Below are 23,567 nucleotides of genomic sequence, written 5' to 3'. Positions count from 1 at the left end.
CGTCATGACCGTGCTTGATCTCGCGGACGCTCAAATGACGGCGTCCGCGCTCGTTTCGCTGCGTAATGTCGGCAAGACGTTCCCGAGCGGGCTCGTCGCCCTCGCCGACTATGATCTCGACGTGCGCCAGGGCGAGATCCTGACGCTGCTTGGACCATCGGGCTGCGGCAAGTCGACGGTGCTGCGGCTCATCTCAGGCCTCGCGAGCCCGACCGCTGGCTCCATTAACTGGAGCGCGCCTCAAATCAAGAACAACATAGGCTTCGTCTTTCAGGACGCGACGCTGCTTCCCTGGGCAAGCGTTTTCAACAATGTCTTCCTGCCGCTGCAGCTAAGCGGTCTATCCCGTGAGACGGCGTCGCCGCGCGTCAACGAGGCGCTCGCACTTGTCGGTCTTCTTGATTTCTCGCGCAGCCTGCCGCGCGAACTCTCTGGCGGTATGAGGATGCGTTGCGCGATCGCGCGAGCGCTGGTGACGCGACCTGCGCTGATCATGATGGACGAACCTTTCGCCGCGCTCGACGAGGTGACGCGTTTCAAGCTCAACGACGACCTCATCATGCTTAAACGCCAGTTCGGCGCGACGATCGTCTTCGTCACCCATTCGGTGTTCGAAGCCGCCTATCTCTCGACGCGCATCATGGTGATGTCGAGACGCGACGGTAGAATTATCGACGAAATCGAGATCGACCCGGCAATCCCGCGCGATGACGACTATCGTTCGAGCAAGACCTTCGCCGAAGTGTGCCGCCGTGCGTCGCACGCGCTTCGCATCTCAATCCAAGAGGCGACGCGATGAGCAAAAAGCGGGGCACGATCCACTGGCGCGACATCGGCGTGCCATTCGCCGTCCTCTTCGCGGCCCTCGCGCTATGGGAAGCGCTGGTGCGTTGGAAGAACGTCCCGCCCTATATTCTCCCGGCGCCCAGTGTCGTCTTCGAGAAGCTGATCGAGGATCGCGAACTTCTGTTCTCATCGCTGATGGTGACGCTCGGCGTCACTTTTGAAGCCCTTGTCGTCGCCACTATATGCGGCGTGGCGTTGGCGCTTCTTATCGCGCAATCGAAATGGCTGGAGCGCGCGCTTTTGCCTTTCGCCATCACCTTGCAGGTCACGCCGATCATCGCCATCGCGCCTCTGCTGCTCGTCTATATGCAACCCGGCAACGCAGTGCTGGTCTGCGCCTTTCTGGTCGCCTTCTTTCCGATTCTCTCGAACACGTCGCTTGGGCTCGCTTCGGTCGATTTCGGCTTGCGCGATCTGTTCGATCTCTACCATGCCTCGCCATGGCAGAAGCTGATCTATCTGCGGCTCCCGTCGGCGCTGCCGCAATTCCTGACGGGCTTGCGCATCGGCGGCGGATTGGCGCTCATCGGCGCGATCGTCGCTGAGCTCGCCGCTGGCGCTTCGGGTCAGGGAACCGGACTTGCCTATCGCATTGTCGAAGCGGGTTTCCGTCTCGACATTCCGCGCATGTTCGCGGCGCTGGCGCTCATTTCTCTGAGCGGGCTTGCGATCTACGGCGCGCTTGCAGCGCTCTCTTATGTTCTGTTGCGAGGCTGGCATGAAAGCGCAAGGGCGGACCAGGAATGACGCTCGTGCGAGAATTTCGAGAGACTGACGTCGAAGATTGGCGCAGGCTCTGGGATGGCTACAATGATTTCTATGAAACGGCTGTGCCGGACGAAGTCACGGAATACACTTTACGCCGCCTGCTCGATCCCAAATCCGCGTTGATTGGACGGATCGCGGAAAAAGACGGGCGCGTGGCCGGCTTTTCCATCTCTGTGCTGCACGACAGCACCTGGACCTTGTCCCAGACATGCTATCTTGAAGACCTTTTCGTCGATCCAACTCTTCGCGGCGCGGGCGTGGGCCGCGCGCTCATTCAAGACCTCATCGATCTAGGACGCATGCGCGGCTGGTCGCAGCTCTACTGGCTTACGCGCGCAAACAATGAACGCGCGCGGCGGCTCTATGATTCATTCGTCGAAGCCGATGCTTTCGTTCGCTACCGTCTGACGCTGTAGTTCCCATATGGGATTTGACCGTCACTGCTCGGCGATGCCGCCGATCTCGTCGAGCCCATAGACGTCGTCGCGGAAATGCACCATGCCGTCCGCTGACGCCCAGCCAGTCATATAGACCCACGCCACCGGCACGTGATGCGTCAACTTCACTTCCTCACGCTCGCCCGACGCGATCTTCTTAGTGATCTCATCCTTGCTCATCTGCGGGCCGGATTCGCCGTCGAGCAGCCAGGCCGCGAGATCGACGACTCCCTGCACGCGCACGCAGCCATGCGACAGGAAGCGATAATCATTGGCGAAGAGATTTCGTGACGGCGTGTCATGCATATAGACGGAATAGGGATTGGGCATTGAGATGCGAATCGACCCCAGCGAATTGTCCGCGCCGGAATCCTGACGCAGCGTGTAATGCGTCGCGCGCTCGCTCGCCCAGTCGACTGAGCGCGGATCGACTTCGGCGCCATGAGCGTTCAGCACGCGGATGTGCGAACGCTGAAGATAGGTCGGGTCCTTCAGCATCTTCGGCGCGATCTCGTTCTTTATGATCGAGACCGGAACCGTCCATGTGGGATTGATGTCGACCGCGCCGACCTTCGCCTGCACCTCCGGCGAATGATGCTCAAGGTCGCCGACGATCGCGGCGTAGCGGCGGACAACGCGATCATTTTCCACCGCGTCGACCGCCGTCGAGGGAATATTGACGACGATGTATCGCGGGCCGAAGGCGAAATCGAGCGCCGTGAGCCGTCGAGCGGATGACTCGAGCTGATGGAAGCGAACTTCCGCCGGAACGTCGAGTTCGCGAAGCGTCGCGCCGGCGACGACGCCGGTTTGTTTGAGCCCCATGCGAAACTGAAAGCGCTTTACCGCCGCGGTGAGATCGGCGTCCCACTTCTGTTTCGCCGTGTCGACGATGCTGTCGTCTTCGGCGGCGAGGCGGCGGCGCAGAGTCGACACCGCCGTCCCCTTCGCGCCCGGCCGAAGCGAAACGCCGACGACTGGCCATCCGCCGAGGTCGACAATCTGTCGGTAGCGATCGGCCGCCTTCGAGGTCGTGAAGAATGTCTGTGGCTGTAAGGCCGGAGTCGGATCGTCGGAAAGCGCCATCTCATGCGGCGCGGGTTTCGGCTTCGGCTTGCGCGCGGCGGCCTGGGTTGTCGCGGGACTTGTCGGTTGCGCCGTGGCGGGCGCGGCGCTGACAGGCGCAGCCGGACTAGCGGGGGCAGCCTCGGTAGGCGCCGACATCGGCGGCGAAGCGGCAGCCGGCGGCGATTGTGCCGGAGCGGGCGGCGATTGCGCCGTAGCAGGCGCCGAATCCCGCGACGCTTTTGGAGCGGCGAGCGGCGCGTCCATAGCAACTATCGTCAACATCGCCCCGAGCAGGAAGCGGACGCTGCAAGACCACGAAATTCTCTTCATTCTCATCTCGTATCGCCATAACCACATCGCGCGTGGACGCGCATCTTCGCGCCCATTGTGAAACGCGCGCGCCTATGCTCTAGTTGCATCGCATATTCTTTTCTTTTGGGGGAGCCATGATTGCAAAGAATTCATTGCGCGCGTCGTTGACGATGCGCCTCGCCGGCCTCGCGCTCCTGGCGCTCGCCGCGGCAAATCCTTCGTCAGCCGCCGAACTGAAATACGCCGATCAGGGCGCCCGTTGGACGCCACCGGATCGCGACGATTTCTACAGTCTCGATCAGGGGGCGCGGATCATGCCGTTCTCCTGGTTCAAGGCCCTGAGACATCCCGACGGCAAGCATTTTGTAGACGACGGGCTGACCCGCTACGGCTATCTGCCGAATCCGAACAGCCCCGCACCCGGACTGCCGGTGGGCTTTCTCGCCGCCTCCGATAATGGCGCAAGATTTTTGAGCATGACATGCTCCGCCTGCCATACGCGTCAGATCGACGTGAATGGCGTCTCCTGGCGCATCGACGGCGGACCGGCGCTTAGCGACTTCCAAACCCTCCTTGCCGATATCGATACGGCGTTTCAAACGCTTCTGACCGATCAGGCCGCCTTCAACGCATTCGCCAAGGAAGTGCTCGGCGGCGACCCCAACGAAAGCGCATTACGGAAACTGCGCAGCGACGTTGAGGTCTGGTTCCAGCCTTACGACGTTCTGATGCGCAAATCGCTGCCGAAGCCCGGCTGGGGCGTGGCGCGCGCCGACGCGGTGTCGATGATCTTCAACCGCGTCGCCGGATTGGACATCGGAACGACATCCTCACGAATCATTGAACAGAATATCGCGCTCGCCGACGCGCCGGTGCGCTATCCCTTCCTTTGGAACGCCGCCATTCAGGACATGACGCAATGGCCGGGCTTCGCCGAAAATGGCGATGACATTCTTGGTCTCGCCAGAAACGTCGGGGAAGTCTACGGGGTTTTCGGCGTATACCGTCCGACGCCCCTCATTTCCGTATTGCCGCAACTCGCGAGGTTCAACTCTTCGAGCCAACTGCCCAAACTCATCAACTTCCTCAATGATTCTTCGCTGAACTATCCTGGCCTCATGCGTCTTGAAACGCTGATCCAGCAGATCGGGCCGCCGAAATGGCCGTGGGCTCTCAATCAGGAACTCGTGGCGAAAGGCGATGAAATTTTCCATCGCGATCCGAAGCAGGGCGGATGCGCCAAAGGCTGTCACGAAATCGCGAAGGGAACGCCGCGACTGTGCAACGTCAACACGTGGAAAACGCCGCTTCAGGACGTCGGCACGGACAGCCGCGAATATAAAGTCCTTGTGCGTGAGGCGGACACCGGCGTGCTGAACGGCGCAGCGATCCCCTTTGTTCCAGGCATCGACACGCCGCTGAAGCCCAAAGACAAGATCATCAGCATTCTCGGCCTCTCGGTGATCGGATCTATCATCGAAGCGCCGCTGCATTTCGGCATCGACGTGTTTAAGCCCATCGTCGAACAATGCATCCCGGAATCGCGGGTCGCCAGGGCGGACACGGCCGCCACGCTCATTAGCGCCAAGCTCTCGGCGGACCTCAAAAATCTCTATAGAAAGCCCACCGCCGCACAGCCCTCGATCGTCTTCGAGTCCCGCGTAATGCAAGGCATCTGGGCGGCGGCGCCCTATCTTCACAACGGATCGGTGCCGACGCTCGCCGATCTCTTGAAAAAGCCTGCGGACCGTCCGGCCGCCTTCAAGGTCGGGCCGGCCTATGACATTGAGAATGTCGGACTGGCGAAGGAGCAAGGCTCGTTCAGTTCGACCTACAATGCCGACGATTGCTCGAAACGGGATTCCGGCAATAGCCGCTGCGGCCATGATTTTGGGACTTCGCTTTCGGACCCCGAAAAGAAGGCGCTTCTCGAATATTTGAAGAGCCTCTAGGCCGCGCACCTGCCGCTGCAGCATAGACGAGGGGGACCACGCGTCCCCCTTGCCTTTTGTCGCGCCGCCCCGCATACCGCGCCGCAATACGCAATCGAAAGCCGGGACGGATATGGGGTTCAAATGTGGCATCGTCGGCCTGCCGAACGTCGGCAAGTCGACCCTTTTCAACGCGCTCACGCAGACCGCCGCGGCCCAGGCCGCCAACTATCCTTTCTGCACGATCGAGCCCAATGTCGGCGAAGTCGCCGTTCCTGATCCGAGGCTCGAGCAACTCGCCAAGATCGCCGGCTCCAGAGAAATCATTCCAACCCGGCTGACCTTCGTCGACATCGCCGGCCTCGTGCGCGGCGCTTCCAAGGGCGAAGGGCTCGGCAACCAGTTCCTCGCCAATATCCGCGAATGCGACGCGATCGCCCATGTCGTGCGCTGTTTCGACGATGGCGACGTGACTCATGTTGAGGGCGGCGTCGATCCGATCCGCGACATTGAGACGATCGAGACTGAGCTGATGCTCGCCGATCTCGAAAGCCTCGAGAAGCGCGTCGTCGCGATGGAGAAGAAAGCGAAGGGCGGCGACAAGGAGGCCAAGGAGCTCGTCGATCTGATGAGTCGTTGCCTCGTGTTGCTGCGCGAGGGCAAGCCCGCGCGTCTGGCGAAGATTAGCGTCGACGAGCGCGCCGCCTTCGCGGGTCTCGGGCTCTTATCGTCGAAGCCCGTGCTCTATGTCTGCAATGTCGAAGAAGCGTCGGCGGCCGAGGGCAATGCGCATTCGGCGAAAGTCGGAGAGCGCGCCGCCGAAGAAGGCGCGGCGGCGGTTGTCGTTTCGGCGAAGATCGAAAGCGAGATCGCCGTATTGCCGGCTGACGAGCAGAAGGATTATCTCGAAGCCGTCGGCCTCACCGAGCCCGGGCTCAATCGCGTCATTCGCGCCGGCTATGATCTCTTGCATCTCATCACCTATTTCACCGTCGGACCGAAAGAGGCGCGCGCCTGGACCATCGAAAAAGGCGTGCGCGCGCCGCAGGCCGCTGGCGTCATCCACACCGATTTCGAGAAGGGTTTCATTCGCGCCGAGACGATCGCCTATGATGATTACGTCGCGAACAGGGGCGAAACCGGCGCGCGCGACGCCGGCCGGTTGCGGCTGGAAGGCAAGGAATATGTCGTCGCCGACGGCGACGTGATGCATTTCAGGTTTAATACGTAATTGGCTGCAGCTTGAACTTCCTGTGCAAGCAAACTATTTTTAGTCGCTGTGCTTGCGGAAACAGCACGAAACAGAGCGCTCTATGAGCCTGATGATTTCAGAAATTTACGACGCGTTCATCGCCGCTGGCGCGCCCGAAGAGAAAGCGCGCAAGGCGGCGGAAGCCATGACCGTTCATGAAAATCGCTTCTCGAAAATTGAAAGTGAACTGGCGGTCTTGAAATGGATGGTTGGCTTCGTCATGGCGCTGTTATCAGCAGTGGCGCTGAAGCTCTTTTTGCATTGACCGTAAGGCGCGGCTCCCGCTTGTCCGTGTAGCGCACCTCACCCCTGCTTCGACAAATTATCGATCCGCTTGTTCAGCTCATCGAGCTGGCGCTTTAATTCGGCGACGTCGCCTTCCTTATGCGCGCCGCCGGCCTCGTGCTCATCCAGGGTCGGGCCGGTCGTCAGCCCTTCGGTCGGCACGCCGAAGGGATTGAACATCGTCAGCGCCTGGCGGAACACGGCCATGTTCTTGCGCGCCTGCTCTTCGAGCGACTGAAAGGCGGCGCGCGTCGGCTCGGCAAGAGGACCAGCGCCGACGCCGAGCGCCGAAGCGAACTGGTCGCGAAACTTCTGCTGCTCCTTCGTCAACTTGTCGATCGAGAATTCGAGATAGCTCGGCACCAGCATCTGCATCGAGTCGCCATAGAAACGGATGAGCTGGCGCAAGAAGGCGATCGGCAGCAGGCTTTGGCCCTCTTTGCCCTCCTGCTCGAAGATGATCTGGGTCAGCACCGGGCGGGTGATGTCCTCGCCGGTTTTTGCGTCGCACACAACGAAATCCTCGCCGCGCTTCACCATCGCCGCGAGGTCCTCCAGCGTCACATAGGTGCTTGTTCCGGTGTCGTAGAGGCGACGATTGGCGTATTTTTTGATGGTTGTGGGTTTCTTCTCAGTCGCCATACGCCTGACCTGCTCCCCTCGCCGCACAGCCGCCGCCCGCCCAAAAAACAATCGTCTAGTCCAGACGATAAGCGCAAATTGGCGCCTGCGGCAATATTTTCGTGGCGAAAGCCTTTCGCTACCGCTCGATTCCGTGCAAAACGGGCCGCGGCTTGCCCAACGCAAGCGCGAAAGACCAACAATTCGCCCCCTGGCCGGCCGAGGCGGCCGGGCAGTTGGACTATTTTCTAAGGAGAGCGACAGATGACCGATATCGTGATCGTTTCCGCGGCGCGCACCGCCGTTGGATCGTTCAACGGAGCCTTTGGAGCGGTTCCGGCCCACGAGCTCGGCGCTGTCGCCATCAAGGCCGCTCTAGAGCGCGCCAAAGTCCAGCCGACCGAGGTCAACGAAGTCATTCTCGGGCAGGTGCTCACCGCCGCTCAGGGCCAGAATGCCGCGCGTCAAGCGGCCATCAAGGCCGGAATTCCGGACAGCGCCACAGCCTTCGGCGTCAATCAGGTCTGCGGCTCGGGCCTCCGCGCCGTCGCGCTTGCAGCGCAACAGATCCAGTCTGGCGACGCCAATATTGTGGTCGCCGGCGGCCAGGAGTCGATGTCGCTTTCAACCCATGCGGCTCAGCTGCGCACCGGCACGAAGATGGGCGACGTGAAGTTCGTCGACACGATGATCGTCGATGGGCTCACCGACGCCTTCAACAATTACCACATGGGCGTCACCGCCGAGAACGTCGCCAAGCAGTGGCAGATCACCCGCGAGCAGCAGGACGAATTCGCGGTCAAGTCGCAGAACAAGGCTGAGGCCGCGCAGAAGGCCGGCAAGTTCAAGGACGAGATCGTCCCTTACACGATCTCGACCAAGAAGGGCGACGTCGTCGTCGACTCCGACGAATATATCAAGCATGGCGTGACCTTGGAGGGCGTCGCCAAGCTGCGTCCCGCCTTTGCCAAGGACGGCACGGTGACGGCGGCGAACGCCTCGGGCATCAATGACGGCGCCGCGGCGCTCATCGTGATGAGCGCCGAAGAGGCCAAGAAGCGCGGCCTGACGCCGCTCGCGCGCATCGCCTCCTGGGCGACCGCCGGCGTCGATCCTTCTGTTATGGGCTCGGGGCCGATTCCGGCCTCGCGCAAGGCGCTGGAGAAGGCCGGCTGGAAGGTCTCCGACCTCGATCTCGTCGAGGCGAACGAAGCTTTCGCGGCTCAGGCGATCGCCGTGAACAAGGACATGGGCTGGGATCTCGGCATCGTGAACGTCAATGGCGGCGCGATCGCCATCGGCCATCCGATCGGCGCCTCCGGCGCGCGCGTGCTGACCACGCTTCTGCATGAAATGGCGCGGCGCGGCTCGAAGAAGGGCCTCGCGACGCTCTGCATCGGCGGCGGCATGGGCATCGCGCTGACGGTGGAGCGGTAAGTTCAGTGAATAGTGAGTAGTGAGTTAGTGAAGAGCGCTTTACGCCACTCACTATTCACTACTCACGTTCTCACTTTGCATCAGAATATTGAGGGAGAAAGACGTGGCAAGAACTGCAGTTGTGACGGGCGGGACGCGCGGCATCGGCGAAGCGATTTCCAAAGCGCTGAAAGCGGCGGGCTACGCTGTCGCGGCCACCTACGCCGGCAATGACGAAGCCGCCAATAAGTTCAAGGCTGAGACGGGCATTCCGGTCTATAAGTTCGACGTTTCCGACTATGACGCCTGCGCCGCTGGCATGGCGCAAATCGAGAAGGATCTCGGTCCGGTCGATATCCTCATCAACAACGCCGGCATCACCAAGGACCGTCTGTTCCACAAGATGGAGCTTGCCCAGTGGCAGGCGGTGATCAACACCAATCTCAATTCGCTTTTCAACGTCACGCGCCCGGTCATCAACGGCATGCGCGATCGCGGCTTCGGCCGCATCATCGTCATTTCGTCGATCAACGGCCAGAAGGGCCAGGCCGGCCAGACCAATTACTCCGCCTCGAAAGCCGGCGATATTGGTTTCGTGAAGGCGCTGGCGCAGGAGAGCGCGTCGAAGGGCATCACCGTCAACGCCATCGCGCCGGGCTATATCGCCACCGAGATGGTGAAGGCGGTTCCGCAGGACGTGCTCGATAAGCACATCATTCCGTATATCGCGGTGGGGCGCCTCGGCGAGCCGGAAGAGATCGCGCGCGCCGTCGTGTTTCTCGCCGCCGATGACGCGGGCTTCATCACTGGCTCGACGCTGACGGTCAACGGCGGCCAGTATCTGACCTAGGCTGCTGCTTTTAATAGAGAATGGCCGGCCGTTATTCCGCTGGCCATTTTTCCGCATTGAAGGCGGAGCGCTATTCCGCGCTTAAGCGAGATGGCCATGAGCGTAGAGGACGATCGACTTCGACCCACGCCTTTGACGCGCGAGTTTCGATTGAGCGCAATCGTCTCGCCCGCAGGCGGCTTTTCGCCTTCGTCCATGATCTCCGAACCGCAACTCGCGGCCGGTTCGCTGAAATACATTTCTCAGCGCGGCGGCTATGTCGCTCTGGTTTTGAATGCGTCCTTTCTCGCTTTTATTTCCTATTGGCTCTACCACAACATAGAGTTTGCTGATCTCGCGTCGCAGCTCAAACAAATCCCCTTAACTGCAATTCTCGTCGCGATGACGATGAATGTCTTTGTCCTGCTGTTCTATGGCTCGCGCCTCTCGACGCTGCTCGATGGCGGACTCTTTTCCGGTTTTTTGATCGCCACGATGGGGTTCACCTTCAACAGCCTCATTCCATTGAGGGCTGGCGAAGGGGTGAAAATATATTTTGGGCATTCATACTTTAATCACGCAATCGGGGGGATCAGCGCCGCTGTCCTCTTGGAAAAACTCTATGACCTAACCGCGATCACGATTTTGTCCTTGCTGATTTTGGCGAGCTCGGATTCGAACATTATCGACCCGCGCATGCTCATTGCGGCCGCTTTGGTCGTTTCCATCGTCTTTGGCGGCATGTTCTTCTTCCGGCGGAAAGGCGTCATTTGGAGCCTCCCCAAATCGCGCATCATCGAGTCGATGCGATTGGACGCCATATTTCAGCAGGCCGAGCGATTGATCGCCGATCACAGCGCGGCAAGAGCCGCCTTCTTCACGGCTTCGATTTGGATGACGAATGTTTGCCTCGTCTATGTCGCCTTCAGAATGCTGCTGCCTGAGATAGAATTCGGCTTTATACACGCGATGACATTATTGATCATCGGCGCGCTGGCGATCGCCGTTCCGGCGAGCCCCGCCGGCCTTGGGCTCTTTGAGGCTGGCATTGTCGCCTATCTCGTCAATGCCTACGGCGTTCAAAAGGAACGGGCCATTTCCGCGGCGCTCGCGTACCATTTCTCGATCACCGCGCCGCATACGCTGATCGTGATCGGTTTCCTTGGAATCGCATTTTTCCGCTGGCTGAAACAACGCTCGACGGCGTGATCTCGCGCGACGGCGCAATCAAGAATTCTCTAGATACCCATCAAAGGATCGCCTGCGGGATCTCCCGCGTGCGCCGCCGCACCGAATACTGGCGGCCGCCGAGGCCAAACGCTACGAGGCCGAAATAGCCCGGCCTCGACGGGACCGGCTCGCGCACGCCTGAGGGCGAAAGGGCGGACTATATCAACTATCCCACCCGCGAATTCACGCCGCGCTGGGTTCGCCGGCCCCCCGCCCTGATCAGTCCGCCGTTTCGATCGCGTCCAGAATGAAGCGGACCAACTCGTCGGCCGACGAATAGCTGATCCATTTCCCGGGCGGATAGACGACCGCAACCGGTCCGTGCTCGCACTGGCCGAGGCATCCCGACTGCGACAAGCGTATGCCTTCGCGCTTGGCGAAAGGCAGCGCCTTCACGGCGTCCTTCGCCTTTTCGAGCGCTTTCTTCGCCCCGTGGTCCTCGCACGCCGGTTTGCCATCGCGTTTGTTGACGCAGACGAAGACGTGACAGCGAAATGGTTTGATCGCTGAGTCAGGCATTCAATATCCGAACTGCTCGCGAAGAATCCGCTCTTCCAGCGAATGGCCAGGGTCGTGGAGCAGAATCAGCTCCGTTCCGTGGTCCATCTCAACGTCGACATAGGCGAGGTCGCGGAATTCGTCATGGTCAGCGACGACGGAGACAGGACGCTTGCCCGCCTCCAGGACTTCGATGCGCACCTTGGCGGCGTCCGGCAATAGCGCGCCATGCCAGCGCCGCGGGCGAAAGGCCGAAATCGGCGTCAAGGCCATCAGCGGCGCGTCGAGCGGCAGGATCGGACCATTGGCGGAAAGGTTATAGGCGGTGGAGCCGGCGGGCGTCGACACCAGCACGCCGTCTGTGATGAGCTCTGGCATGCGTTCCTGGCCATTGACCAAAATGCGCAGCTTGGCGATCTGCGACGTCTGGCGCAGCAACGACACCTCGTTGATGGCGTGCGCCGAAAACTCGTCGCCGCGCACATTGACGGCGTGCATCAGCAGCGGGTGCACGACCGACGATTTGGCGTCGGCGATCCGCTTGCGCAGCCCGGTCTCGCGATACTGGTTCATCAGAAAGCCAACCGAGCCGCGGTTCATGCCGTAGATCGGCTTGCCGGCGTCCATGAAGCGATGCAGCGTGCGCAGCATAAGGCCGTCGCCCCCGAGCGCGACGATGCAATCGGCTTCCTCAGGCGGGCAGTCGCCGTATTTTCCGACAAGGCGCTGGCGCGCCTCTTCCGCCTCCGGCGCGCCTGAGGCGAGAAAGGCCAGCTTCGCGCAAAGGTTCTTTCCGCTGTCTCCGGCGGCGCCCATCGCTACTCCCCTCGCGTTCGCCCCTAGATCACGCTGCTTTCAGGCGGACTCGCCTGAACGCAGATAGCGTGATCGATTCTTATAATTTGGAGCGCGCCTTACGCGAAAAACCGGTTCCCACCTTTTCGCAGCGCGCTCTTGCCGTCGCGATCCTTTCCGCATACACCGGCGCGCGGCGGGAGGGAACGGCGCCGGCGCAAGCTCTCAGCGAGGGCCGCTTGGACGTCGCTGCGCCGCGGCGCTCGTCAGCCGGTTTCCCCAGGACTCCAAAGCCATGCCGCGCCGCGCACGCCGCTTGAATCGCCGTGCGCGTTCGGCAGGATTTTCGTGTCGAGGTCTTCGATAAGCGCATGCTTTCCTACTCTTGCAGCGAGCCCTTCGTAGAGCCGCGCGATATTGGAGAGCCCGCCGCCGAGCACGAATGCGTCAGGATCGATGATGTCGACGATCATCGCGAGAGCGCGCGCCAGCCGGTCCTGATAGCGGTCGAGGCTTGCAAGCGCGCTTGGGTCGCCTGCCTCCGCCAGCGCAGCGACTTCGGTCGCAGGAAGAAGCTCGCCGGAGCGTCTCTCATGCTCTCGTGAAAGGCCCGCGCCACAGAGAAAGGTCTCGATGCAGCCGCTGTGTCCACAAAAACAGGATACGCCAGGATATTCATCCGGCGTCATCCAGGGCAGCGGCGTATGGCCCCATTCGCCGGCGAGCCGATTTCGGCCCTCGACGATCTTTCCGTTGACGATTAGGCCGCCGCCGACGCCCGTGCCAAGAATGACGCCGAAGACCACGCCAGCGCCACGACCGGCGCCGTCGATCGCCTCCGACAGCGCGAAACAATCAGCGTCATTGGCGATACGCACCGAACGCCCGAGCGCCTGCGCGAGATCAGCGTTGAGCGGCTTCCCGTTGACGACGGCGGTGTTGGAAATTCTCACAAGTCCGGTGTGGGGGGCGATTGAGCCGGGCGCGCCAACGCCCACGGCCCCGCGCCGGCCGATATCGGATTCAATGTCGTGAACAAGCGTCGCGACGGCGTTGATGATAGCCGCATAATCATGCGCAGGCGTTGGGACGCGCCGACGCGCCAGCGTCTCCCCTGCAGGGTTAAGCGCGATCGACTCGATCTTTGTGCCGCCAAGATCGACGCCGATGCGAATGAAATCGCGCGTCATTTCAAGCGCGCGCGATCGACATTTTGCGCGCCTGCGAGCGTAGCCCGAGCGGTGGCGTCGATCTGTGCGGAATCTAAGTCTAAACCCTCGGTCTTCGCGCCGGTCCAATTGGCGCCGGCGAAATCCGCGCCGGCGGCGTCCGCGCCCTTCAAATTCGCGTTGGAAAAATCAGCGCCCGCGCCGCGCGCAAACCGGAGATCGGCGCTCGCGAGATTAGCGTTGTGAAATCGCGCGCCTTCGAGCACGGCCGAACGCAAGACCGCGCGCATCAAACCCATAGACTGGTTTTTCATGTCGGCGGAAAGATCCGCCTCGCTGAAATTGGCGCCACGCGCTGACGCGCCGGTGAGATCGCCCGCGAGACGCGCATGCGCGAAGTCGGCGCCGTCTGCGCGCATGCGCTGCATTTGCGTCGCGAAAGCGCGCGCGCCTTTGAGCGATGCGCCAGTAAGGTCCGCCTCAATGAGCCAGGCCTGATCGAGAATGGCGTCGTCAAGCCGTGCGCCCGCCAGCGAAGTCTTGTTTAGGCGCGCCGCGCGAAAATCGACGTCGTGCAAATCGAGGCCGGAAAGATCGAGGCCGTTAAGGCTTTTCTCCGAAAGATCGACCTTGTGTCCGCTCTTGCGATGCTGCAACGCCGCTTCGATGTCGGCGCGTGTGAGTTCAGCCTGGGAATAGGCGGGCTGCGCAAGATCGACGCCTTGCAGCATGTCTTGCGCACGCAGGCCCTGGGCCGATAACGCCGCAAAGCAGATAACAACCAATCCCAGAACGATACGCATACGCACGAACTCGCTTTTCCGGCGCTAAGCGGCGTCGGCGCTATGACCAGCGCGGGCCTTCCCGCTCAGCGCTCGCGCCTGTTCGACCCAGCCGTTGCGCTTCACGCGCCCCGCCGCGCCAATCGACGCCTCGATCCATTTGATGTTGTCGTCGCTCCAGCCGGCGATCTGATCATAGTGGAAAACGCCGAGCGCGTGCAGCTTCTCGACGCTCTTGGGTCCGAGCCCCTTGATCTTCGAGAGATCGTCGGCGCTCGCGCCTCGCGGTGCGGAAAGCGCTACAGGACGTGCGCTGGGCGTCGCTTTGCCGCTCTGCGCGCGCATTTGCGCGGCGCTTTCCTTTAATTTCTCCGCCACAGCCGCCGCCGCCGCCTTCAACGTCGGCTCGACGCTTGGCGGCATTGCTGAGCGTGCGTTGGCGAGGCTCTCATTCTGCGGTTCAGGCGATGGCGCTGAGCTCGGCGCGCGAATTTCACTTTGAGCACCGCGCAACACGACGACCGGCCGCTTACCGGCATGAACCGCTGTTGGCGCCTGTGTCATCTTAAGCGCGCCGCCGAGCGGCAAACCAACAAGATAGGCGATGGCCGCCATCAGAAAAACGTCGAGCGTCAGCGCGGCGCGACCATCAAAGACCCCGAGCGCCGAGGCGGCTGCGCCTGCGCCGAGCGCCGATGCGATCGCGATGAGGTTCCAGCCCGGCGCCATGGGCGCGTTCTTGGCGTCTGATGTGGTCAGATAGCCGATGAGCGCGCCGAGCGCGCATGCCGCGGCGAACCAGGGCCAGCCAAGCGTCAGCAAGTAAGACATCCGCTTCTCCTTCTCTGACGCTACTTGACGAAGATTTCGACGCGACGATTGCGCGCGCGATTTTCGTCATTGTCATTTGGAACGATTGGACGTTCGCCGCCATAGCCGACGGCGGTGATTTTGAATGGGTCGATTCCGGCTTTCACGAGTTGTTCGAGGACCGCCTGCGCGCGACGCTTGCTGCGTCCCAGATTCATTTCCGCAATTCCGACGTTGTCGGTGTAAGCGGCGACTTCGAGAGTTGCCCCCTGGCAGCGCAGCGCCGTCGCGGCGATCGCATCGATCAGAGGCGCGGATTCTGTGGCGATCGTCGAATCATCCGAAGCGAAGACCATCGGCGATTTGGCGAGAAGGGCGGACAGCGCCGCGCCGCATTGGCCGGCGTCGAGCGGCGAACCAATGATGCGCGTAGAGATTTGCGCTTCGCCACGGAAACTCGGCGGAAGCGTATCGGCGAATGATGTTGCAATTTCGGCGCGCGCATGCTGATGGCGCGCGGAGCCCGCGAGCGAAATATTCGAATCGCTGATCGCGAGCTTGCCTTCATCCAGTCGCGCAAGCGCCGCAAGCGAGCGATCCGTCGCTTCGGCAAAGTTCTGCGGCGCGCCTTTCGCAACAACGAGTCGATCGACAACCGCTGCGTCGAAGAAGTTCCTGCGCGCGGCTTCGACAATACGATTCCGAATGGCTTCATCCGGCGCATAGCCCGTAAGCGCGACTTCTCCGCCAGCGCGCTCCGCTCTGAAAACGTAAGGCGCGATCGGACCAGCCATGACGTCAAGCCGCGCGATCTCGAATCCCGAAGGTAGCCGCGCCTTCGCGTCGGCTTCAATCGTGGCGCTCAAGACATTTTCGCGCCCCTGCCCCTCGACGTAGATTTTGCCGTCCGACACAGCGACTTTGCCTTGCGACAACTTGCCGAGTTCGCCGACCGCGAACGCAAGCGCGCCGGCGAAGTCTCCGGCCGGCGCGCCCGCGCCAAGCTGAGCGGAGTCGCTGACTGCAGCCCCGGCGCCGGCCGCAGCCGCCATAGCGACAACCTGTTTGCGCATGTCGTCGCTCGGAAGATGGCCGGACAGGCTGATGATCCCGTTGCGCAATGTTGCAGAAAATACGTAGGGAGAGACGCGCGGCGGCGACACTTGCGACTTTATTGCGCTCTCACCGAACGGCGGCGCCTTAAGCGCCGCGACCGCCCTGTCGTAATCGGCTGCGCTGCGCGCCTCGCCAGAAACAGAGAGCGTCGCGTCCGTGAGCGTCGTCGTCGCAGGGTCGAGTTCAGCGAGGCGGCGCACGGCGAAGGAAGCCAGATCGGCGAAGGATTTCGGCGCGCCATCGGCATATGCGGCATTGTCCGTCACCTCGAGCCCCAAGGCGGCGATCTCGGCGCGCAGCCTTTCACGCGCGCCTGTCGGCGGGACATTGCCCGACATCGTCGCCTTGGCGCCATGACGCTCAAGCGTGAGCACGAAGGGCGTTGCGCGCGAGAGGGGCTGTGTCGCATCGATGATTCGCCGCGCGGGCGTGCCGCCCACCAAGGCCGCCATGACTCGCGCTTTCACATCAGGCGACAGCGAAATGCCTGCGATGACGACGTCACGCCCCACGATGCCGACCTCAGCCTTATCGATGGCGTCGGGCGACTGAGCGAGACGCGAGAGGACCCCGGCGCGCAAATCATTCTCTAGCCGAGACGTCAGCGCGCCTTGTGCAAAATAGGCCAGCCCGAAAAGGACCGGCAGGCCGATCCACCATTTTCTGGGAAGATGCATCGACGTCTTTGCTCCCCATTAGAGAGAATCAGCGAAGACGCGCATACTCTAAACTGCACATGGTTCCTTTGCGCGGCGGGATGTCAATATGATGGCCAATGCAAAATGGGGAACGCGGCTGCGCCGCGCTCCCCAGAGGCGAAGAAGAGTCCTGGTCGAATGTGAAGTAGAGCGCGCCCGTCCGCCGGCAAGACTATCTCGAAGACGCCGGTTCTCTTCCCGGCGGCTTGCCAGGAATGAACGGGGCCATACCGGCCCGCGCCAACTCGTCTGCGCGTTCGTTCATGTCATGGCCCGAATGGCCCTTCACCCAATGCCAGGCGACGTCGTGCCGCTCAGCCGCGGCTTCCAGTCTTTGCCAGAGATCGACGTTTTTCACAGGTTTCCGGTCAGCGGTGCGCCAGCCGCGCGTTTTCCAGCCGGCGATCCAGGATGTGACGCCGCCGCGCAAATATTCCGAATCAGTATGGAGATCGACGACGCATGGCCGCGTCAAAGTCTCAAGCGCCATGATCGCCGCCGTCAACTCCATGCGATTGTTCGTGGTGAGCGGCTCGCCGCCGTTGATCTCTCTTTCGCGATCGCCAAAGCGCAAGATCGCGCCCCAGCCGCCGGGCCCCGGATTTCCCGAGCAGGCGCCGTCGGTCCAGATCTCGACGCGTCGCGTCATGAGGCGAAGCCATAAACGCGGGCATCGGCGGCTGATTGGTGAAACCGGAGCTTGGCGAGATATTCGCGCGGATCCTTTGGACGCACTAATGCGCCTGGCGGCACGTTGAGCCAGTCGACGTAGCGCGTCAGCAGAAAACGCAGCGCTGCGCCGCGCGCGAGCGTGGGAAAGGCCGCGATCTCTGCAGGCGAAAGCGGTCGTATGCGCCGATAGGCCTCGAGCAGCGCGGCGCCCTTCTCCGGTTGATAGCGATGCTCGGCGTCAAAGCACCAGGCGTTTAAACAAATCGCGAGGTCATAGGCGTAGGCGTCGGTGCAGGCGAAATAGAAATCGATCAATCCCGAGATGCGATCGCCGAGAAAGAACACATTGTCTGGAAAAAGATCCGCGTGGATCACGCCGCTCGGCAGATCGCGCGGCCAGTTCCGCTCCAGATGATCGAGCTCAGCATCGACGAGCGCACGCAATCCCGTCGCGACTTCGTCCGCGCGCGACGCGCAAGTCGCAAAAAGCGGCCGCCATCCCTCGACCGAAAGCGCGTTGCGGCGTTGTTGCGCGAAGTCGGCGCCCGCGAGGTGCAGTTGCGCCAGAGTCGCGCCGAGCGCTGCGCAGTGCGCGGCTTCTGGATGATGGACTGAATAGCCGTCAAGAAAGGTGATGACAGCGGCAGGCCGATCGGCAAGGCGCCCCAGCGCGACTCCGGCGCGGTTCTTCACCGGCAACGGACAGGTCACGCCGCGGGCGGCGAGATGTTCCATCAAACCCAGGAAGAAGGGTAAATCAGCTTCCGCGACGCGCTTCTCATAAAGCGTGAGGATGAAGCTGCCGGCGCCGGTGTGTAGATAGTAGTTCGAGTTCTCGACGCCCTCAGCGATGCCTTTGCAGGACAGCAACTCGCCGAGGTCATATGTCGCGAGAAAAGCGATCAACTCCTCATCGTCGACCAGCGTATAGACGGCCATGAGCGCCGACCGTTCACCGCAGGCGGGCCCTCAGGCGATCGCCCGCAGCTCCTTGGGAAGAGGGAAAGACACGTTCTCGTCGGCGCTGGAGATGGTTTCGACGGCAATGTCGTAACGTTCCGCGAAAGCGTCCATGATCTCCTCGACCAGCACCTCGGGCGCCGACGCGCCCGCCGTGATTCCGAGCGACGAGATATCGCCAAAAATATTCCAGTCGATCTCTCCGCGACCCTGCACGAGCTGCGCCGGCGCGCCGGCGCGCTCCGCCACTTCGCGGAGCCGCTGAGAATTCGATGAATTGGGCGAGCCGACGACAATCACGGCGTCGACATAGGGCGCGACTTCCTTCACCGCAGCCTGGCGGTTCGTCGTCGCATAGCAGATGTCTTCCTTGTGCGGACCGATGATCTTGGGAAAACGCTTCGTCAGCGCGTTGACAATCTCCTGGGAGTCGTCGAGCGACAGAGTCGTCTGCGTCACATAGGCGAGATTGGTTTCGTCTTCGATGTTCAGCCTGTCGATGTCCTCGACCGATTCGACCAGAATCACCACGCCCTCCGGCAGCTGTCCCATCGTTCCGACGACTTCGGGATGGCCCGAGTGGCCGACAAGCAATACACGCCGGCCGCGCCGCCAATGAATCTCCGCCTCTCGATGCACTTTCGTGACGAGCGGGCAGGTCGCGTCTATGGCGAGGAGTCCACGTTCCGCCGCCGCCGCCGAAACCGACTTGGCGACGCCATGCGCCGAGAAGATGACCGGAACGTTCGCCGTCGGAATCTCGTCGAGCTCCTCGACGAAGACCGCGCCCTTGGCCTTAAGCGACTCGACCACGTAGCGATTGTGGACGATCTCGTGACGCACATAGACGGGGGGGCCAAACTTGGCGAGCGCCCGCTCGACGGCGTCGATTGCGCGCACCACGCCTGCGCAAAATCCCCGCGGCGAGCAAAGGAGTATTTTCAGCGGCGGCTTTGCGGGCCGAGGGTGAACGTTCATCTTCGCGCCTTTGGCAGAGGCGGCGCGAGGCGGCTAGTCGCTCAAGCGCCAAAACGCGGCCGTCCGGATCGACCGGACTGAACGCCGGCAAGGAATGTCGCGCATGGGCGATGGTGTCAAGCTGCCGGGGCGAAGCGAACCGCCCCGAGACCGCCATCGGCAAGCAACGCCAATGCGTTGTAAGCGCCGTCGGCCTTCAGAAGTTTCGCTTCTCGCGCCCAAATTGGCGGCGCCGCCGGACTGTGACACCATAACGGCGGGCTCGTATCCAGGGCCTGACGGAACGGAGCTGCCCCATGTCATATGTCGACGAGATTTTGCAGTCGGCGCAAGGCGGACAGCTGGTCGCCAACCTTGCTCAGCGCTTTGGCCTCACCGACGAACAGATGGACAGCGCCATCAAAGCCCTGGCGCCGGCGCTCGAAGTCGGCCTGAGCCACGCCGCCGACGAGCCCTCCCTGTTCGAAAGGCTTCTGGGCGATATCGCTTCTCCGCTACGTGCAGCCGCGTTCGATGAGGCGAGCGCCGCGCATGATGCGGACTCTATCGCCCAGTCGCGACAACTGCTCGACGATCTCTTCGGCTCCCCGGCAGCGGCCGGCCGAGTCGTTCAGGTCGCGGCGCGCGAGACGGGACTGCGCCCGGACATTCTCTCGCAACTCTTGCCCGTGCTCGCCTCTGTGCTCATTGGCGGATTGTTCAAAAACATCAGCAATCGGGGTCTCGGTGGAGTGTTGGGTCAGCTCGTCAATTCCGGCGCGCTCAGCTCAATATTGGAGCAGATGCTCGGCGGCGGAAGACGCGCGCCGCAACCCGAGCCGGCTCCAGTGCCGACGTCGCGGGGCGGAACGGGCGGCGGCCTGTTAGGCACAATCTTGGGATCGATATTGGGATCGCTGCTCGGCGGCGGCCGCCGTCCCGCGCCAGGTCCTTATGGCGGTCCGATGGACGATCCCATGGGCGGAGGCTATGGCCGCGACGGCGGCTCACAGGGCCTGCCGGACGATATGGACCAGGCGTCGATCGAGCAAGCGATCGAGGAGATCAAGAAGACGCTGCAGATCGGACGCAGCGCTCCCGGCCAAGGCGCCGGCGCACGATCGGACATCGAGAGCATCATCGGGCAGATGTTCGGCAGGCGCTGAAAGGCAAGCTGGACGGATTCGGCGGCGCCAAGGCCTGCCAAGGCCATCAAGAAGTGAAAGCCTCCGCGTCATCAGAACTCGCCCGCCGGCGCGGCGGAGGCTTGCGCAGCGCGCGCTTTCCTGCAATTCCATCGGCCCGATTCCTTCATGCGCCAGGCGCGTCCGCGCCACAGCCGCGCGTCTCCTCTAATACGGAACATTCCTCGTAGATGGCTCGCGACGTATCCGACACGACGCCGATCACGTCGCGCAATATGCTGGTCGAATGGCTGGAAGCCGGCTGCAAGACCGGCAGCGCGCCGCTGCGCATCGGCACCGAGCATGAGAAGATTCCCTTCTATAACGCTGACAATGCGCCGGTCCCTTACGAGGGCGCGGGCGGACGCGGCGGCGTGCGGGCGTTGCTTGAGGGCTTGCGCGATGCGCTCGGATGGGCGCCGATCCTTGACCGGGATGCGCTAATTGGCCTCTATCAGTCTGATGGCGGCGGCGCGATTTCGCTTGAGCCCGGCGGACAATTCGAACTCTCCGGCGCGCCGCTGCCGGATGTCCACTCGACGCGGAACGAACTGGACGCGCATTTCGCGGCGCTCGCGCCCGTCGCGGGCGCGCTTGGCGTCGGCTTCCTCGATCTCGGCGCCAGCCCGAAGTGGTCGCGCGCCGCGACGCCGACGATGCCCAAGCAACGCTACGCCATCATGCAAGCCTATATGCCGAAAGTCGGCACGCATGGGCTCGACATGATGTTTCGCACCGCCACCGTCCAGGTCAACGTCGACTTCATCAACGAGGCCGACATGGTTCAAAAGATGCGTGTCGGCCTCGCCTTGCAGCCGCTCTTCACGGCGATGTTCGCAAACTCGCCTTTTCTCGACGGGGCGCCGACCGGCCGGCTCTCGCAGCGCTCCTATATCTGGCTTGATACCGATCCGGACCGCACCGGCATGCTGCCTTTCGCTTTCGAGGAAGGATTCGGCTTCGAACGCTATGTCGATTATGCGCTTGACGTCCCGATGTATTTCGTCAAGCGCGGCGACGTTTATCACGACGTGGCGGGCGCAAGCTTTCGCGACTTGATGGCGGGCCGCCTTCAACAACTGCCGGGCGAACGCGCCACGATGTCGGACTGGGCCAATCACCTCTCGACAATCTTTCCGGAAGTGAGGCTGAAAACCTATCTCGAGATGCGCGGCGCCGACGCCGGCCCTCGCGCCCATTTCACAGCGCTCCCCGCGCTTTGCGCCGGTCTCCTTTATGACGCCGCGGCGCTCGATCAGGCGCGAGAACTGACAAAAGGTTGGAGCGCCGCCGCCCGCCAAGCGCTTCGCGACGATGTCCCGGCGCTGGCGCTCGACGCAAAGATCGAAGGCCGCAGCCTTCGGGAGATCGGCCGCGACGTTCTTGCGCTGGCCAATGCAGGATTGCGCCGCCGCGCGCGGCTCGACGCCGATGGACGCGACGAGACCGTTTATCTCGCGCCGCTAGAGGCAATTCTAGAAGACGGACGCACCTTGGCGCAGCAGCGCTTGGATGCCTATTACGGCGCTTGGGGAGGCGCAATCGACGCCGCCTTCACCGACTGCGTCCTGCCGCTATAGCTACTGGGAAACCGCTTAGCGTGGGAAAAGGTCGTGCAGTCCGAAAGGCGCCATCGGGGGCAGCGAGGAACGCGCGGCGGCTTGCTGCATGCCATCCCGGCGCATTTCCGCATAACCCATTGGCACGACAGGCGTTCTGGGCATCGTCACGCGGACATGGCCGCCGAGGCGAACGCAACCGTTTGATCCCGCAACCGCAACATAATCAGCGCCATATTGCGCGCACTGGCTCACATTGTCAGCGTGCGCCGGCGCGACCGCCAGCGCAGTGAGCGCAATGAGGCCAAGCAAGTGCGCTGGATAGAGGCGGTTGCTGCGGCTGATGGTGTCCAGGGTCATGAGTTCTTGGCTCCACTTCCCCAAATCCGCGCATCGCACGAGATTTCAGGAGCTTTGCAATCCAGACAGTAGGTTACCAAACGCCGTTGCTACGCGGAGGGGCGATAGTCACCCCAGAGGAGGACGTCGGCCCGCTACCCGACTAGAGACAAACATCGTGGCAGGATCGTGTCTTTAGAAGCCCTCCGGGGTAATCCGCCGAGGCCATGTGAACGCTACGCTTTATTTTCTGTTTATTTATTTTTAGTTCCAGCGGCGGTTGGCAAACGCCAGTCGCCGATCGTCGCCTGTACGACCGCCAGAGCCGCTACGGCGGCCGTGTCGGCGCGAAGCACGCGCGGCCCAAGTGAAAGTCGCACGACATTCGGCAGGCGCCCGATGGCCGCACGTTCGGCATCGTCGAAACCGCCTTCCGGTCCGATCAGCACGCTCACGCCGCCTCGCGCCGTACGGCCATGGAGCGCGTCCAACGGATTGGCCAATTCGGCGTGTTCATCGCAAAAAATAAGGAGCCGCCCCGCAGACCAATGCGCCAGAAAGTCGGCAAGTTCGACGGCGGGCGCCACCTCAGGTACGGCGAGCACGCCGCATTGCTCCGCGGCCTCGATGACATTGGCTTCAAGCCGCGCCGAATTGACGCGACGGACCTGTGTGCGGTGCGTGATCACCGGGACGAGGCGGCCCACGCCCATCTCGGCGGCTTTTTGCGCCATATAGTCGAGCCGCGCCTGCTTTAGCGGCGCGAAGCAATAGTCGAGGTCGGCGCGCGGGCTTTGTTCGCGCAACCGCTCGCCGACGCGCAATTTTGCGGAGCGGCGCGAGACATTGGCGAGGCTCGCGCGAAATTCGCCGTCGCGGCCATTGAACAGATGAATCGCCGCGCCTTCGCGCATGCGCAAGACATTGAGCAGATAGTTCGACGCCTCGGCAGAAGGCGCGAGTTCGGCGCCTGTCGCGAGGTCGTCGCGGACAAAGAGGCGCTGAGCTGTGAAATCATAAGCAGACACAATAG

Annotated in this window: 24 protein-coding genes; 11 read left to right on the top strand and 13 right to left on the bottom strand. The window is 62.3% G+C overall.

The genetic code is table 11. The annotated features are described in order from the left end of the window. Positions 1 to 4: 4 nt before the first annotated feature. From FEV16_RS02775 to FEV16_RS02765, 3 genes are read left to right on the top strand one after another with little or no spacing between them, the layout of a single operon-like run. Positions 5 to 799 carry an ABC transporter ATP-binding protein gene (locus FEV16_RS02775; RefSeq protein ID WP_138166057.1) on the top strand — a complete coding sequence of 265 codons (795 nt, stop codon included), beginning with the start codon at positions 5 to 7 and terminating at the stop codon, positions 797 to 799. Continuing rightward, positions 796 to 1,593: an ABC transporter permease gene (locus tag FEV16_RS02770; RefSeq protein ID WP_138166056.1), complete on the top strand. Its 798-nt coding sequence runs from the start codon at positions 796 to 798 to the stop codon at positions 1,591 to 1,593. Before FEV16_RS02775 ends, FEV16_RS02770 begins: the two co-directional genes overlap by 4 nt. Then, positions 1,590 to 2,030 (top strand): GNAT family N-acetyltransferase, encoded by a 441-nt coding sequence (locus tag FEV16_RS02765; protein WP_138166055.1) that lies wholly within the window; start codon positions 1,590 to 1,592, stop codon positions 2,028 to 2,030. Before FEV16_RS02770 ends, FEV16_RS02765 begins: the two co-directional genes overlap by 4 nt. Before the next feature lie 21 nt (positions 2,031 to 2,051). Here FEV16_RS02765 and FEV16_RS02760 read toward each other — a convergent pair whose 3' ends face one another. Then, positions 2,052 to 3,449, bottom strand: coding sequence for a L,D-transpeptidase family protein (locus tag FEV16_RS02760; protein WP_246657136.1), 1,398 nt, complete (start codon positions 3,447 to 3,449; stop codon positions 2,052 to 2,054). A 116-nt stretch (positions 3,450 to 3,565) separates the two neighbouring features. Here FEV16_RS02760 and FEV16_RS02755 point away from each other — a divergent pair, with 116 nt between their 5' ends. From FEV16_RS02755 to FEV16_RS02745, 3 genes are all read left to right on the top strand, one after another. After that, entirely contained in the window at positions 3,566 to 5,383 is a 1,818-nt protein-coding gene (locus FEV16_RS02755; protein ID WP_138166053.1) for a di-heme-cytochrome C peroxidase, read from the top strand. Between the two features lie 112 nt (positions 5,384 to 5,495). Continuing rightward, positions 5,496 to 6,593, top strand: a complete 1,098-nt coding sequence (gene ychF / locus FEV16_RS02750) for a redox-regulated ATPase YchF (RefSeq protein ID WP_138166052.1) — start codon at positions 5,496 to 5,498, stop codon at positions 6,591 to 6,593. Between the two features lie 82 nt (positions 6,594 to 6,675). Then, positions 6,676 to 6,879 (top strand): integrase, encoded by a 204-nt coding sequence (locus FEV16_RS02745; protein ID WP_138166051.1) that lies wholly within the window; start codon positions 6,676 to 6,678, stop codon positions 6,877 to 6,879. A gap of 38 nt (positions 6,880 to 6,917) precedes the next feature. Here FEV16_RS02745 and phaR read toward each other — a convergent pair whose 3' ends face one another. Beyond that, on the bottom strand, positions 6,918 to 7,541 hold the full coding sequence (phaR, locus tag FEV16_RS02740) for a polyhydroxyalkanoate synthesis repressor PhaR (RefSeq protein ID WP_138166050.1): 624 nt from the start codon (positions 7,539 to 7,541) through the stop codon (positions 6,918 to 6,920). Between the two features lie 243 nt (positions 7,542 to 7,784). Here phaR and FEV16_RS02735 point away from each other — a divergent pair, with 243 nt between their 5' ends. From FEV16_RS02735 to FEV16_RS02725, 3 genes are all read left to right on the top strand, one after another. Then, the gene (locus tag FEV16_RS02735) at positions 7,785 to 8,957 is read left to right on the top strand and encodes an acetyl-CoA C-acetyltransferase (protein ID WP_138166049.1); all 1,173 of its coding nucleotides are present in this window, start codon (positions 7,785 to 7,787) and stop codon (positions 8,955 to 8,957) included. A 103-nt stretch (positions 8,958 to 9,060) separates the two neighbouring features. Then, positions 9,061 to 9,786, top strand: a complete 726-nt coding sequence (gene phbB / locus FEV16_RS02730; protein ID WP_138166048.1) for an acetoacetyl-CoA reductase — start codon at positions 9,061 to 9,063, stop codon at positions 9,784 to 9,786. A 96-nt stretch (positions 9,787 to 9,882) separates the two neighbouring features. Further along, complete coding sequence (locus tag FEV16_RS02725; protein WP_246657135.1) at positions 9,883 to 10,974, top strand: lysylphosphatidylglycerol synthase transmembrane domain-containing protein; 1,092 nt, start codon at positions 9,883 to 9,885, stop codon at positions 10,972 to 10,974. Between the two features lie 240 nt (positions 10,975 to 11,214). On the opposite strand, the gene FEV16_RS02720 is transcribed toward FEV16_RS02725, so the two are convergent. The 9 genes from FEV16_RS02720 to ispH form a co-directional block, all read right to left on the bottom strand. Continuing rightward, positions 11,215 to 11,514: a (2Fe-2S) ferredoxin domain-containing protein gene (locus FEV16_RS02720; RefSeq protein WP_138166046.1), complete on the bottom strand. Its 300-nt coding sequence runs from the start codon at positions 11,512 to 11,514 to the stop codon at positions 11,215 to 11,217. After that, complete coding sequence (locus FEV16_RS02715; protein ID WP_138166045.1) at positions 11,515 to 12,309, bottom strand: NAD kinase; 795 nt, start codon at positions 12,307 to 12,309, stop codon at positions 11,515 to 11,517. Between the two features lie 245 nt (positions 12,310 to 12,554). Continuing rightward, positions 12,555 to 13,478, bottom strand: a complete 924-nt coding sequence (locus tag FEV16_RS02705) for an ROK family protein (protein ID WP_138166044.1) — start codon at positions 13,476 to 13,478, stop codon at positions 12,555 to 12,557. Further along, positions 13,475 to 14,260: a pentapeptide repeat-containing protein gene (locus FEV16_RS02700; protein WP_138166043.1), complete on the bottom strand. Its 786-nt coding sequence runs from the start codon at positions 14,258 to 14,260 to the stop codon at positions 13,475 to 13,477. The genes FEV16_RS02705 and FEV16_RS02700 overlap by 4 nt, the downstream gene beginning before the upstream one ends. 24 nt (positions 14,261 to 14,284) lie before the next feature. Further along, positions 14,285 to 15,070, bottom strand: coding sequence for a hypothetical protein (locus FEV16_RS02695; RefSeq protein ID WP_138166042.1), 786 nt, complete (start codon positions 15,068 to 15,070; stop codon positions 14,285 to 14,287). A 20-nt stretch (positions 15,071 to 15,090) separates the two neighbouring features. Continuing rightward, complete coding sequence (locus tag FEV16_RS02690) at positions 15,091 to 16,842, bottom strand: OmpA family protein (protein WP_138166041.1); 1,752 nt, start codon at positions 16,840 to 16,842, stop codon at positions 15,091 to 15,093. A gap of 193 nt (positions 16,843 to 17,035) precedes the next feature. Continuing rightward, positions 17,036 to 17,512, bottom strand: a complete 477-nt coding sequence (gene rnhA / locus FEV16_RS02685) for a ribonuclease HI (protein ID WP_138166040.1) — start codon at positions 17,510 to 17,512, stop codon at positions 17,036 to 17,038. Beyond that, entirely contained in the window at positions 17,509 to 18,474 is a 966-nt protein-coding gene (gene thrB / locus FEV16_RS02680; protein WP_138166039.1) for a homoserine kinase, read from the bottom strand. Before thrB ends, rnhA begins: the two co-directional genes overlap by 4 nt. Positions 18,475 to 18,504: 30 nt before the next feature. Beyond that, the gene (ispH, locus tag FEV16_RS02675) at positions 18,505 to 19,473 is read right to left on the bottom strand and encodes a 4-hydroxy-3-methylbut-2-enyl diphosphate reductase (RefSeq protein ID WP_138166038.1); all 969 of its coding nucleotides are present in this window, start codon (positions 19,471 to 19,473) and stop codon (positions 18,505 to 18,507) included. Positions 19,474 to 19,769: 296 nt separating this feature from the next. Here ispH and FEV16_RS02670 point away from each other — a divergent pair, with 296 nt between their 5' ends. After that, on the top strand, positions 19,770 to 20,618 hold the full coding sequence (locus FEV16_RS02670) for a DUF937 domain-containing protein (protein ID WP_138166037.1): 849 nt from the start codon (positions 19,770 to 19,772) through the stop codon (positions 20,616 to 20,618). A 209-nt stretch (positions 20,619 to 20,827) separates the two neighbouring features. Then, positions 20,828 to 22,216: a glutamate--cysteine ligase gene (locus tag FEV16_RS02665; RefSeq protein WP_138166036.1), complete on the top strand. Its 1,389-nt coding sequence runs from the start codon at positions 20,828 to 20,830 to the stop codon at positions 22,214 to 22,216. Between the two features lie 15 nt (positions 22,217 to 22,231). Here FEV16_RS02665 and FEV16_RS02660 read toward each other — a convergent pair whose 3' ends face one another. Both FEV16_RS02660 and FEV16_RS02655 read right to left on the bottom strand, forming a co-directional pair. Then, a complete protein-coding gene (locus FEV16_RS02660) occupies positions 22,232 to 22,555 on the bottom strand; it encodes a hypothetical protein (protein WP_138166035.1) in 324 nt (107 codons plus the stop codon). Positions 22,556 to 22,788: 233 nt separating this feature from the next. Then, complete coding sequence (locus FEV16_RS02655; protein WP_171015117.1) at positions 22,789 to 23,562, bottom strand: 16S rRNA (uracil(1498)-N(3))-methyltransferase; 774 nt, start codon at positions 23,560 to 23,562, stop codon at positions 22,789 to 22,791. Positions 23,563 to 23,567: the final 5 nt, after the last annotated feature.

The sequence above is a fragment of the Methylocystis sp. B8 genome (assembly GCF_005771425.1).
Classification (GTDB): domain Bacteria; phylum Pseudomonadota; class Alphaproteobacteria; order Rhizobiales; family Beijerinckiaceae; genus Methylocystis.
Note: the sequence above shows the minus strand (reverse complement) of the source record. Positions and strands in the feature narration are given on the sequence as shown.